At 67.2% G+C, this 12,300-nt stretch carries 12 protein-coding genes; 4 read left to right on the top strand and 8 right to left on the bottom strand.

What is annotated here, in order from left to right:
- Positions 1-643: 643 nt before the first annotated feature.
- Positions 644-1,168 (top strand): hypothetical protein, encoded by a 525-nt coding sequence (locus tag ACF061_RS38755; RefSeq protein ID WP_392271722.1) that lies wholly within the window; start codon positions 644-646, stop codon positions 1,166-1,168.
- Positions 1,169-1,437: 269 nt separating this feature from the next.
- Here the strand turns inward: ACF061_RS38755 and ACF061_RS38750 are convergent, their stop codons facing one another.
- The 3 genes from ACF061_RS38750 to ACF061_RS38740 all read right to left on the bottom strand — a co-directional run bounded on the left by ACF061_RS38750 (position 1,438) and on the right by ACF061_RS38740 (position 5,967).
- On the bottom strand, positions 1,438-3,714 hold the full coding sequence (locus ACF061_RS38750) for a DUF262 domain-containing protein (protein WP_392271721.1): 2,277 nt from the start codon (positions 3,712-3,714) through the stop codon (positions 1,438-1,440).
- A gap of 395 nt (positions 3,715-4,109) precedes the next feature.
- Positions 4,110-5,729, bottom strand: a complete 1,620-nt coding sequence (locus ACF061_RS38745; RefSeq protein WP_392271720.1) for an endonuclease NucS domain-containing protein — start codon at positions 5,727-5,729, stop codon at positions 4,110-4,112.
- 106 nt (positions 5,730-5,835) lie between these two features.
- Positions 5,836-5,967, bottom strand: coding sequence for a hypothetical protein (locus tag ACF061_RS38740; RefSeq protein WP_260423313.1), 132 nt, complete (start codon positions 5,965-5,967; stop codon positions 5,836-5,838).
- A gap of 572 nt (positions 5,968-6,539) precedes the next feature.
- Here ACF061_RS38740 and ACF061_RS38735 point away from each other — a divergent pair.
- The 3 genes from ACF061_RS38735 to ACF061_RS38725 all read left to right on the top strand — a co-directional run bounded on the left by ACF061_RS38735 (position 6,540) and on the right by ACF061_RS38725 (position 8,437).
- Complete coding sequence (locus ACF061_RS38735) at positions 6,540-6,944, top strand: DUF779 domain-containing protein (protein ID WP_392271719.1); 405 nt, start codon at positions 6,540-6,542, stop codon at positions 6,942-6,944.
- Between the two features lie 254 nt (positions 6,945-7,198).
- Positions 7,199-7,858, top strand: a complete 660-nt coding sequence (locus ACF061_RS38730) for an NADPH-dependent FMN reductase (protein WP_392271718.1) — start codon at positions 7,199-7,201, stop codon at positions 7,856-7,858.
- A 192-nt stretch (positions 7,859-8,050) separates the two neighbouring features.
- Positions 8,051-8,437, top strand: coding sequence for a VOC family protein (locus ACF061_RS38725; RefSeq protein WP_392271717.1), 387 nt, complete (start codon positions 8,051-8,053; stop codon positions 8,435-8,437).
- A gap of 203 nt (positions 8,438-8,640) precedes the next feature.
- On the opposite strand, the gene ACF061_RS38720 is transcribed toward ACF061_RS38725, so the two are convergent.
- Genes ACF061_RS38720 through ACF061_RS38700 form a run of 5 tightly spaced genes read right to left on the bottom strand, consistent with a single transcriptional unit; the run spans position 8,641 to position 12,222 of the window.
- Entirely contained in the window at positions 8,641-9,534 is an 894-nt protein-coding gene (locus ACF061_RS38720) for a JmjC domain-containing protein (RefSeq protein ID WP_392271716.1), read from the bottom strand.
- Positions 9,531-9,959, bottom strand: a complete 429-nt coding sequence (locus tag ACF061_RS38715; RefSeq protein WP_392271715.1) for a lasso peptide biosynthesis B2 protein — start codon at positions 9,957-9,959, stop codon at positions 9,531-9,533. Before ACF061_RS38715 ends, ACF061_RS38720 begins: the two co-directional genes overlap by 4 nt.
- Positions 9,960-9,967: 8 nt before the next feature.
- Entirely contained in the window at positions 9,968-10,195 is a 228-nt protein-coding gene (locus tag ACF061_RS38710; protein ID WP_392271714.1) for a lasso peptide biosynthesis PqqD family chaperone, read from the bottom strand.
- Between the two features lie 56 nt (positions 10,196-10,251).
- Positions 10,252-12,057: an asparagine synthase-related protein gene (locus tag ACF061_RS38705; protein ID WP_392271713.1), complete on the bottom strand. Its 1,806-nt coding sequence runs from the start codon at positions 12,055-12,057 to the stop codon at positions 10,252-10,254.
- A gap of 45 nt (positions 12,058-12,102) precedes the next feature.
- The gene (locus tag ACF061_RS38700; RefSeq protein WP_392271712.1) at positions 12,103-12,222 is read right to left on the bottom strand and encodes a lasso RiPP family leader peptide-containing protein; all 120 of its coding nucleotides are present in this window, start codon (positions 12,220-12,222) and stop codon (positions 12,103-12,105) included.
- Positions 12,223-12,300: the final 78 nt, after the last annotated feature.

Here is a 12,300-nt window from a genome sequence, read left to right as displayed (position 1 = left end):
GGCCGATGCAGAGGAAAAGGTCGTCGAGTTCTCGTTCCCAGGCCGCGTCCGCATGTTCGTCGATCACGCTGGGAGGCTGTCCGTATCACAGCCCAGCCATTTCCCCGGCCCACTCGTTGGAGGGGCGGTCCAGCAAGACCACCCCTGACACAACACCAGCCGACTACACTCCAGAAAACGCCTCTGACCAGGCCAGATAGCGAAACGCTGCTGGAGTACTAGTCGAGCTGGCCATCGAGCGCCGGGAGGAATTTGCCGACCACTCCCCCGCCCAGGCTGCCGCCGAACACATCGAGGAGGCTGCGGCGGTAGTGCTCCTCTGGACGGGGCCATCGGGGCACAGTGCTACAGACGCCTAAGCGGAGCCCCCTGCGGCACGGGCGCAAACCTGGCCATGTCCGATTAACGTGCGGCGATCATAGGCAGAGCGGCATTCCCCGAGCACCTTGCGGAACTGGCCCGTGCGCTCTCTGCACTGTTCGATTGAACGGGGCACCCATCCCAACAACTCCTACCGAGGGAAAAGTGTCAGAGCGCCAGCTTCGGATTGTTCTGAACAGCGACAACCAGACGCGATGCTCTGCTAACGGACAGGGACGAGCTCACCACCCTTCGGCGTCTGGCGAGCTACGGCAAAGCCCACATGAACGCCACAGCCCTGCAGCTCACCGACGAGCAGCTGCGCGACCTTCAGGACGCCTTCGCCCGGCTCGACGCTCCCGACCGCTCCCGGCTCGGCGGCGACGTGGGCCTGGCCGTCGCGCTCCAGACGACACCCCGGATCCAACTGCACCGCCACCGTGAAGAGCGGCTCAACCGCCGGGAAGTGCCCGTTCACGCGCCGGGCTCGCCGGAGAGCCGGATCGCGAAGATGAATGCGCTCAGCGCCGAGTACACCCTGAACGACCGGGAAGCGCCCGATCTCGACGCGGTGGCACACGCGATCACCGACGAAGCGGACGGAACGGTGCGACGTCAGCGGGCCATCGCCCTTATCCATGTGCTCGGCAGGGGGTGGGCCAAGCGGTACGCGGAACACGAGTCGGTCACGGCCGCCTACGCCTACCGTTCGTGGAATTCCGTGGACACGGTTCCCGGGTTCTGGCGCTGGCGCCTGAAGGAGATCCCGTGGCTCGACAGCGAGAGCGGAAACCCTGGGTTCTTCTAGAGCCGCAAGTTGGGTGCCTGGCGAGGGCTTTACCCTTTCAGGCACCCATAGGCTGCAGCCACCATCCGTGACCGTTCAGCAACCGTCCAACTCGTTCACCGCGAATCGGCGCCGGTCCCGGACCAGCCACGGACCGGCTGAGGTGCTATCTTGCGTCGTCCTCGGCGGGGCGAAGCATGCGAAGAAGCGCGGACGACGCCGGGCGCCGGACGTGGTCACACGGCGGCATGCTCGCGGGTTGTTTCAAGGTCGGTCCTCGTCGCGGACGATCACCCCCAGTGCTCCTCCCGGTACCGCAGGAGATCCTCGCCATGCAGCTGCTTGGTGGCATTACCGACCCGGACCCAGAAGTCGGTGGCCGCGTTACCGCCCTTGGCTGGCCTGGCGAACACGGCCTTGCCAGCTGCGGCCACGCTGACCCGGCAGACAACACGCTTGGCCACCTCGGGAAAGCTGATCCGCACGGTGGTCGCGGTCGGGGCCGACAGGTTGTCATCGAGGACCTGGCGTACGAACAGTTCGTAGCCATCGAGGTCGGCCTGCTTCGGCAGGGTGGACAGATCGTCCTCGATCCCTAGTACGGTCCCGTCGTCACCGACGCCGACGAACAGGTTGCCGCCCTCCCCGTTGAGGAAGCCGCAGACCGTCTTGACGAGATTGTTCTGCAGGGACTTGTCGTACTCCCCGGTGTGCACGTTCCAGCGGGCACTCGCCTTGAACTCGGTGCTCTGGGACTCACCGGCGGCGATCAGATCGGCCGCCGCGGTGGGCACGTACGCGGGTCGGCCCGCGCTGAGCGTTTCGAACGCCTCCCGTACCACTTGGGCGATCAGCTGGCGGCGTCGTTCCAGGAAGACCGCGTAGTCGAGCTGCTCCCAGCCGACCGGCAGCGCGTGCCACAGGGCCTGCCGCCTGACCACCTCCGGGTCCATCGCCTCGGTGATCCTCGGCCAGTAGACGTGAGGTTCGTCGGTGTTGCCCTTCTCACTTGCCGGCCACATCACATATGCCATGTTGGCGATGGCGTTGACCTGGCGTTTGTCGGTGATACCAAGACCCTCGAGGGTCTCGGAGTTGAACAGACGGTCCCGGGGAACCTTCCGGGCGGGCCTAGCCGCCGGATCCATCAGGTCGCGGATGTGCTGGTCGCCGCAGAGCAACTCGGCGTCCAAGATGTTCAACGCAGCCTGGTAGGCGAACACCACCGGGGAGTACGACGATGAGCTGTCGAGCCTATTCGGCAGGGAGATGTCCCAGTAGTCACCGGTGAAGTGCGCGGAGATGATCCGGGCGAGTTCTGCGGCGAACGCCTGGCCGTCACCCTGCGGCAGGCCGCCGATCCGACCCAGGTCAAACTCCATCTGCGACTCGGGCGAGTTGGAGTAACGGCCGGTAGTGTGCACCATGAAGAACCAGCGCGCGATGACCGGACGGAGTTCTTCGGCCGACAGTCCGAAGTCGTGCAGTCCGATCAGCCACAGCGCGTAGCTGTAGAGCAGGGCGGTGTCAGAGGTGATCATCTTGCGGCTACGGAAGCCGGCCGCGGTGATGCACTGGAAGAACTCGTGCCAGCTGGTCAGATCGAGGACCTGCGTGTGCGCCTGCGCCAGCCGTTCGAACTGTTCCAGGCGGCGCTCGGCGGAGACTTTTCCGGTCTCAAAGTCCTTGCCTCGCAGCACGTTGTAGACGTGCTGCAGCCGGGCACGCCGGAAGGCCACGGCGACAGCGACGCGCAGGAGCTGGTCCGGGCTGGGGTCCAGGAACGGGTTGCGCGGGTTCGGTCCGGGAAGTCCCGCGACCACCGCGGCCCGGCAGAAGTCCTCCAGTTGACGTCGGCCCTTCTCCCAGTGCACCGACATCAAGGTGAGGATGAAGTCGGACTGGTTGAGCTTCACTCCCTGGAAGTTGATACGGACGAAGATCTCCGCGACCTGTTCCTCGTCGGCCGCGGCGTCCAACTCCACCACCTGGAAACGGAAGTCGTGCAGGCCCCGGACCCGGTCAATCCGCTCCTCCAGCTCGTCCCTCGTCGCGGTCGGCAGGGGTTCGCCTGCGGCCTGTTCGAGCCGGTGGAAGAACTCCCGGACGGCGCCACGGTGGCCACCCGGGGCCCAGAGCTTGGTGATGTCCGGGATGTAGGCGGTGTCCCGCTCGATTGCCGCGTCCGTGACCTCAAACGTCTGGTCCTGCGGGTGGAAGGCGATCCGCAGCGTGACCTCGTCGAAGGACTTATTGACAACCTTGCGCCCGGTGAGTACGGCGAACAATGCGGTGAGCCGCTGCTGCCCGTCCACCACCAGCCGTTGGGCCGCCCGGTCGCCCGTTCCCGTCCCGATCTGCCGGGTCCCCACCTCGGCTCCGGTCTCCCAGAACATCAGGGTGCCGATCGGGTAGCCGCGGTACATCGAGTCGAAGAGATCGCGGGTCTTCGTCGCGGACCAGACGAACGGCCGCTGGATGTCGGGAAGCCCGATCCTTCCGCCCTCGATGTCCTCTATCAGGTGCCGAAGGGTGTACCCCGTGTCGCGGTAGAGAGTGGGTGGCACGATGCGGGCTCCTCACGTCGGCGGGTCAGGGAGGGCGGATGCTTCGGTTGCTTCAGCGACTGAGACAAACAGAGAAAGAAAACAACATCAGAGACTTACCACGTGAGTTGCTCTTCTTGCAGCAAGGTTGAGGTGCCGATGACTGACCGCCGGCCCTCGGTCAAGCAGAGCGATGTCGTCGTCGATGGTCATCGGGCTGATCTCCGCGGTCGTGCAAGCCACGGCGCTACGCCGGGCCGGCGGATCATCGGCAGCAGCCCTGCCGCATAGTGGGACCGGCCCCGAGCGCCCCGGAGCAGGCGAGAATGGTGCGCTCGATCCCGCGGGCCTGGATCCAGGAAGACCCACAGCATCAACTGGGTGCCCTCCCGATCACCTTTGACCCACCGCGGAACTCAAGACGAATGAGTGAAGGCGCGGTACTCCCGGGCCACCAGCTCCACTTCGTGGGAATGCCTATTGAGGTACTGCCCGATCGAGACGATCTCGCCATCAGCCGCAATGGTTGCGTACGCCTGTGCGTACCCGCGAGGATCCGTGTCCGAGGAGTAGACGCGAGCACCCTGATCTTGATGTATCCAGATGCGGTGCTCTTCGGCCACCGTCGCCTCGGACCCAACGGGTCCGATCTTCTCCAGGAGCACGTAGTGCAGCCCCAGGAGATCCAAGAGCTCTCGGTCACGTTCCCACACGACCCCCGCGTACATGTTGCTCATCAGGAACAGCGGATCGCGGTACACGAGCCGTACCGCATCGGGCAACGACATACCTCGGCCGTTCCAACACAGGGCGCCACGTACCGAGTGCCGTAGGCCGTGGCGGGGTACGGCTTCGCCCATGACAATGGGCAGGAGATTCTCCAGGCCGTCTGGCCACCCATGGGTGATTGTTTGCAGGAGGTCACAGGGGTTGTAGACGTGCAGTCCGACGTCTCCCTCACCAACCTTCGGGCCCACTTCGTCGAGCCAACCGGCCACCAGCGAATCCCACTCGTGGTTGCCGGCCAGGCTCTGCCGAGCCTCCTTCCGGAACGCCTTCCAACGGCTGGCTACCTGCGGGCTGGCGGTGCCCGTGTACAGGATCTGACTGTCTCCTCGTTCGTCCCCGGTAAGGAAGCGGAACAGGTCCTGCTCTTCGAAAGCGGCTGTGACGTCGTAGGCGCCGGTACCTCGGAAGCCGTGAATGGCCCAGTTGGGGTCGTCACGGAGATTCTTCAACAGCCCTGGCCGTGCGGACTCCATGTTCATTCCGTGCAGCTTGCTGCGCGCAAGACGGTTGCAGATCTCGCAGAGGGCCAGGTACTCCGCCTGGTGCTCCTCAGCGAACGGCTCAGGCCCGTCGTAACCACCCAGGAGATCCACTGCGGCGAGTTCCTCGTTCACTCGGCCGATCGCCAGGTACAGGCCGAAAGGCGCAGGGATGTAGTGCTTCTCCGCTACGCGGTCCAGATCCGCCGCCAACAGGTCGAGCGCCCCCAGCTCGTCCGCGACCTTGCTGATGATCCTCCAGCCCTGCTCCCGCTGTTCCTCCGTGGCGAAGAAGAACAGGTTGTGGATGGGAGTGATGCGGGGTTCAAACGCCCGGGGCAGAAGCTCCACCCGCTCAGTCCCGATGGGGGTGCCGTTGTTGTCCAAGAGCAGTCGGTATCCGCGAAGATCATGACTCCAGTCACGCGCGGCATGACTGACGGCGATCAGGAGTTCCTCCCAGTCATCCGGCATGGCGACGATCACCGCACGAATGCGGTCCGGCGCGAGGTTCTTCTCCCGGCAGAGAAGCTCGGTGTACTTGTTGACCTCGTGCAGGGCTTGCCGCGCGCTGGACCGGGACCGCTTCAGCTCGATGACCACCCACATCTGATGGCGATCACGGGCCAGGATGTCGATGCTGCCCCTGGTGCCGTGGGCGTTGGCCAGCGGGTACTCCTCGAACTGAACCGGCCGGAGCCCCGGCTCGATCAGCTCCAGGTTCTGTACAAGCGCATTGCGGAGAACGTTTTCGAGAGGCGGTCGCATGGCCAAAGGCTAGACCGAAGCACTGACAAGGGCCCTGGGGTGGGGCACAGTTGGCAAGTCCCCTGCACCCTTTCGGTCCCCGAGCCGAGCACGACCGCATCTCGGGCTACTCGTTCTCTTTGCTCTCCGACCCGGGTGCGCCATAAGGCTGGCGATCAGCCTTGGCCTGCTCCAGCGTCTCGGCAATCGCAGCGAACTCCGAGAGAGCAGACTGGAGGTCCTCGACGATCTCAGCCACCAGAACCTCAGGAGCGGGAAGACTGTCGACATCGTCGAGGCTCGGGTCACACAGTCAGGTGATGCGAGGTTCGCCTGGCCACGGCCATCGTCGTCGCTGGCGGCCTGACCACTCCGTCCCTGGAGGCCGGGCTGCGGGCGCTGTGGCCGAGCGTGCTGCCCAACGCCCGCCTTCGGTACGCCGCGCTCGTCCACGACACCGGCGCGCAGGGACTGCTGTACATCGTCGGGCCTCTGCTCATAGCCGTCCTCGCCTCCCAGTGCAACCCACCATCGCGACAACTGGGCAGACTCTCCCGAACCAAGAGGCTCTGACCTGCAATCCCATGCCCGCAATGAACTGGCGTAGACGCCCCTGGACGGTCTCTACAGCCTGTGCCATGTCGTACCGCAGGACTCGGACGCCAACACCACAGATCACGCATCAAGATCCGGACCAGGTACGGACCAAATCAGCTCAGAAGCAGACGGTGCCACCCTTTGCCGCAGGTCAGAGACGACGGTGAGCGTGTACCACCAGCAGACGAAGAACCTGCTGGTCAGCTACTCGGAGCAGAAGCTCGGCTTCTTCTGATGGCCGCCCGGTTGGAGCGTGTCGGCATGACCGCGGCCGCCGCGGACCTGACCCACGAGCTGATGGAACGTCACGGTCCGCTGATGTTCCACCAGTCCGGCGGATGCTGCGACGGCAGTGCGCCCATGTGCTATCCCCGCGGCGAGTTCCGGGTCGGCGCCGCCGACGTCCTGCTCGGCGAGGTCGTCGGGGGCACTCCGTTCTGGATGAGCGCCGACCAGTACGCGTACTGGCGGCACACCCACCTCACCGTCGACGTGGTACCGGGCCGGGGCAGCGGCTTCTCCCTCGAGGCTCCCGAGGGGGTGCGCTTCCTGATCCGGTCGCGGGTGCTCACCGACGAGGAGTGGGGGCGGGTCCTGGCGGAGCCGCCGCTGCCGACCGGGGCGGACCTGACGGGGTGACACCGACCGTCGGCGCTTCGGGCCGCGAGCCGGCCACCGGTCGGCGCACGCGGTGACGACTGCGGGGCCGGGCACCTCGGTGCTCGGCCCCGCCTCCGTTCCCCGGGCAGCGGGGCGCCTCTCCGTAAGGCGGCGGTCGCCCGTTCGGTTGGGCCGGTCGGGTAAGGCATGCGCGAGGTGCGCGGGGCTGCCTCGAACCGCGGGCCGAGGCCGAGCAGACTGCCCGTCGGACGACGGCCGACGGAGAGGACACCATGACAACGGACGCCGGGCCCGGCCCCGTGCGCGTGCTCGTCTTCGGCGCCGCGCTGCGGGCCGGATCCCACAACGCGCGCCTCGCCTCCCTCACCGGGCGGCTGCTCGCCGAGGCCGGCGCCGAGGTCGATCCGGCCCGGATGCGCGACTTCGACATGCCGCTCTACGACGGAGACGCCGAAGAGGCCCAGGGCCTGCCCCAGGGCGCGCTGGCGCTGCGCGACCGCCTGGAACGCGCCGACGCGTTCGTCATCTCCTCCCCCGAGTACAACGCCTCGGTGCCCGGGGTGCTCAAGAACGCGATCGACTGGGTCTCGCGCATCAGACCGCAGCCGTTCAAGACCAAGCACGCGCTGCTGCTCTCGGCCTCCCCCTCGCTGATCGGCGGGAACCGCGGGCTGTGGACGCTGAGGGTGCCGCTGGAGCACCTCGGCACCCGGGTCTACCCGGACATGTTCAGCCTGCCCGAGGCCCACCACGGCTTCACCGAGGACGGAGAGCTCGCCCATCCCGGGGCGCAGGAGCGGCTCGCCGAGACCGTCTCGGGCTTCCTCCGGCTCGTCGAGGCCGACACCCGGTACGTCTGCCTGCGGCGTCGCTGGTACGAGTTCCCGGGCGACCGCACCGACGCCCCCGTGACCCAGCGCGCCGAGGGCTGACCGCCCGCCGGGCCGGCCGTGTCCGGCCGACCCGTACGTCACCGCAGGTCACGCCGTACCCGGTCCCCGTACCCCGGACTCCCGGTCTCGGTCGCGGGTCGGAGCGGGCCGGGACCGGAGACGGATGACGCCGAGACGGGCGGTTGCTAGCGTGGAAGGTGGTTCTGGCGCCCAGGGGCAGGAGGCCGACCGATGTCAGTGGAACTCAACCACACGATCGTCGCCGCGCACGACAAGGCGGCATCCGCACGGTTCCTCGCGGATCTGCTGGGTCTGGAGGTGGCACCCGAGTACGGCCCGTTCGTTCCGGTGCAGGTACCGAACGGCGTGACGCTGGACTACATGGACACCGCCGATCCGATCATCCCGCAGCACTACGCGTTCCTCGTCTCCGAGGACGACTTCGACACGATCTTCGCCCGGGTCCGAAACACCGGCCTGACCTACTGGGCGGACCCCCATCACCACCACCCCGGCGAGATCAACCACAGGGACGGCGGCCGTGGGGCCTACTTCGACGACCCCAACGGGCACAACCTGGAGATACTGACCAGGCCCTACGGCAGCGGCGAGGACTGAGGCACCGACTCGGTCGCGCGGCCGGGGACCGGGCGGCGGATCAGGCCCGCCGGTCGTCCGCGAACCCGTGGGCAGGCGAAGTCGCCTGCCCACGCACGGCGTCCGCGCGCTCTTCGAGGGAGCGCCCCCCCTGCTCGGAGTGCTCGGGGGAGGCGTGCCGGGCGTCGCGACGGGGTGAGCGTCGCCTGCCGCGGCACTGGCGATCACTCCGACGGGCCGGCAGGAGGCTGCCCGGCCGCCGTGGCGTCTTCCTCCACCATCGCGAGCAACTCGTCGACGTCGAGTTCGTGCACGGCCGAGGCGAACTCGCGTGCCACGGCCGCGGCTCGTGTCCTCCGCTCGGCGAGCGGGCCTCCCTCCAGCCTGGTGCTGACGTACCGTGAGGCGCGTTCGAACATCGCGAGCGTGAGGTCCTTCGTCTCCGGTTCCTGGACGACGAACGACACATGGGTACTCGACTCGTCGGTCGCCTGTGCGGTGTGGGCGACCCCCGGGGGCATGTAGAGAGCTTCACCACGACGAAGGGTGACATGGGCGACGTCGGTGTCGGGACCGCCGGAGACCAGGGCGCCGGCGGTCCACCAACGCGACGGGACGCTCCTCTCCACCCGCCACTCCTTGGAGCCGGCGATCTGCACGGCTACCACGTGCTGGCCGTCCCGGTGCCAGCCGAGACCGGGGGCGCGCGCCGGGGTGTGGAACACGGTCGTGCCGCAGGAGGCGCGCAACGCCGCCGAGATCCGCGCGGTGATCAGACCGAGCGAGCCGATCAGATGGTGCGCCTGGTAGACCATCACCGTGGCGCCCTGGGCCACCAGGGACCGAGCCTTCGCCCGGTCCAGGAGGCCGGCGTCCGGGTTCGCAGACGGCGTCCCCCTGATGATCACCTCATCGTCCGGGAGCTGTGTGCCGTCTCGGGCGAAGGAGATGTTCGGCGGCCGGAGCGACCTTTCCTCCAGCAGCCGGTCGATCGTGATGCCGTGGAGGGAGGCGAGAAAGGACGGGGCGACGGACAGCGCACTCGTCCGTCTCCCCCAGACCGCCGCGATGTCCGCGTTCGCGGCTGTGAGCGGGCCGAACCCGTACGGCGACGTCATTCCGGCGGCTCCTTACGCGATCGGGGTCGAATGACGACCATTCTGTGGAAGTGGTCGAGCTGCTCCGTGTCCTCGTCCACCGGTACGCCGTCCACCTGGACCCAGGCGTGAGCGGTGAAGGGCTCCGTGCGCACTCCCACACACCATTCGGGCCAGGTACCGCAGATGCGGCACAACAGTGCGGTGGCCACGGACCGCTGCAGACACCACGGCCCCGTGCACATCACGCTGACGAAGAGGACGGCGTCGCGGGCCCGGTGTGCTTCGTCCGCACGACTCGCACGCGCGCCACGGCGGAGAGCTCCGAGCAGTGCGAACTGACGCTCGGGCGACAGTTTCGTGATCGCCCGGGCCAGCAGGACCGCGAATCCCGCGAGCGGACGGAGCCACAGCGGCGGCGGTGACATCGCCCGCTCGTTGACCATCGAGAAGCTCATCGGGCGAGCAATTTCGCGGCCTGGAGCTGCTGCACCAATGTGTGGACGTCCGACACGGTCTGATCGGACGCGTCGGGGTATTTCTCCCGAAGCCGGCTCGCCGTCGACTCCACGCTCTCGCCGCTCAGCAGCAGACGGACGACCTCCGATCCCGTGCCGTTCAGCTGCCAGTACCGTCCGGTCCGTTTGTTGAGGAACACCATTCCGTCTTCGGTCTCGGTCATCGTGACGAAGGGTGAGAGGGCTATGCCTTTCATTCGCGGTCTCCTGGTTCGTTGCGTCAAGGCGCCTGCGGGCCGGTCCTCGCCGGCAGGGATCGGAGCCATGCCTCGCAGGCGATCGTCTTTTCGAGCGGACCCATGTGCATGGGATCCGGCATGGCACTCGAAAGGGCGCGGCGAAATCCATCGCGGCCGATCAGCCCCAGGTCGGCAAGGCGCGACTCCTCGCACATCTCCCGCATCTTGGCGAGGTTTCGCTTCCGGCCGTTGTAGACATCCACGGTGAAATGGCTCTTGGTGGTCCGGTCGAGAACGTAATCCGGCACCGTTCCGCGCAGGGCGGCCGCCAGGACGGGTTTGTGACGGCCGGCCACATAGCGGTCCGCCATCCGGACGGACAGCGCCGTCTCCACGACCCGATCATCGAGGAACGGAGCTTCGAAACTCACACCGAAACGCTCCCCGAGCGTGTTGGCGAAGCGGACGATCCAACCGTTCACACGGATACAGCGCAGTATCTCGTGCTGCGTGGGTATCGATGACATCGGCTGGGGATCCGTCCCCGCCGTACGGTTCATCGCATCCCGGACCAGCGCGGCGGCTTCCCCGGAGGCCCACGGGGGAAGCCGTGGGGTGGGCTCCCAGCCCACCTCCGACTCGACATCCGGCGGACGGAGCAGTTCGTCGGCGGAGCGCTGCAGCCACTCGGCGTAGGGCGGGAACGCCCGTACGACGCGCAGGGTCGTGGCGAGGGACCAGCGTCGCCTGGCGCGCATCGCGCGGATCATGCCAAGGGATCCGAGCAGACTCCGCTGGGCCATGGCGTTGACGTAGGTGGTTCCGGTGGCCGCCAGTTCGTCGCTGCCGTGGCCCTGAAGGTGCCTGGTGACCCCGTGCGAGGCCATGATCCGGGCGACGTCTTCCATGTGGCTCGCCATGGCGATGAAAGGCGGTGGTTCGTCCATCGCCAGATCGTCACGGTCCGGAGATTCGTAATACGGCGAGGCGGTGTCCTTGTCGAGGACGATGTGCTCGGCGCCGGGCAGATCCGCCGCGGCCCGGTCGGCGACGGGATCGTCGCAGTTCGTGGGGTCCATGAGCCGGCGCCGTATGGTCACCAGTCCACCGCCCTGCTCGGCGGCGAGAAAGCAGAGACTCGTCGAGTCCATCCCGCCGGAGAGATCGGCGCCGACTGCCGGTTGCGCACCCGTCCGTGCCGCGACCGCCGCGACCAGTGCCTCGCGCAATTCGGGAGCGGCCAGACCCGCCGGCCGCTCCGGCGCCGGAGGATCCCACCACCGGATCTGCTCGGCGGTTCCGTCGGGACGGACGGACAGGTAGTGCGCGAAGGGAAGGGAGTCGACCTCCCGCCACACACTGCGCTCGCTCAAGGGCCACGGTGGCGTGAACGCGAGCAACCGCAACGCGAGCTGGTCCTCGGCCACGGTCAGCCGCCGCAGCTCGCCCAGCACGGATATCCGGTTCGCCGCCACCGTGATGCCGGCGAACGACGTCGAGAAGATTCCCCGAGCGCCGGAGAGGCCGCCCTGGGCCCTGACGAGACCGTTGATGGAGGCAACCAGATGAAAAGAGCCCGCGGTGCGTTCCGCGATCCCGTCGAGATCCCGCAGCGTCCGTACCTTGCCCAGCTGAACCAGGAGTTCACGTTCCGTGGTACGCGCGGCACCGAAAAGAGCGATCTTCGACGGACCGGCCCCGACGCAGACCGCGGCGTTCGCGGGCCAGTTCCCCACCAGCCAAGGACGTCCGGAATGGTGACGGAGCACTTTCTTCCGGTACTCCTCAGGGATCCGGGCGCTCACCTCGTCCGCGGCGGGGTGGTCCGGTAAAACGACGAACTCCATGGAAAGTTCCCAACTGTCTCGGTGGTCCGGGCCGCGTTCAGGGCGTCAGCCGCCGAACGTGCTGAGGAGGTCCGGAAGCCATCCCACGCGCACCCAGCGCGTCTTCTCGGAGAAGCCGCCGATCTCGAACAGCGCCGGCGCCTCGTAGCGAACCTTCGTGTTCATGTTTCCCAACTCCTTCATCGTTTTCCTTTCAGGCTCCGCCGAGCCATGAGTGCATGCTTTCCGGCCGGTCTTGACGAA

The sequence above is a fragment of the Streptomyces sp. NPDC015220 genome, from assembly GCF_043079345.1.
Taxonomy (GTDB): Bacteria; Actinomycetota; Actinomycetes; order Streptomycetales; family Streptomycetaceae; genus Streptomyces.
Note: the sequence above shows the minus strand (reverse complement) of the source record. Positions and strands in the feature narration are given on the sequence as shown.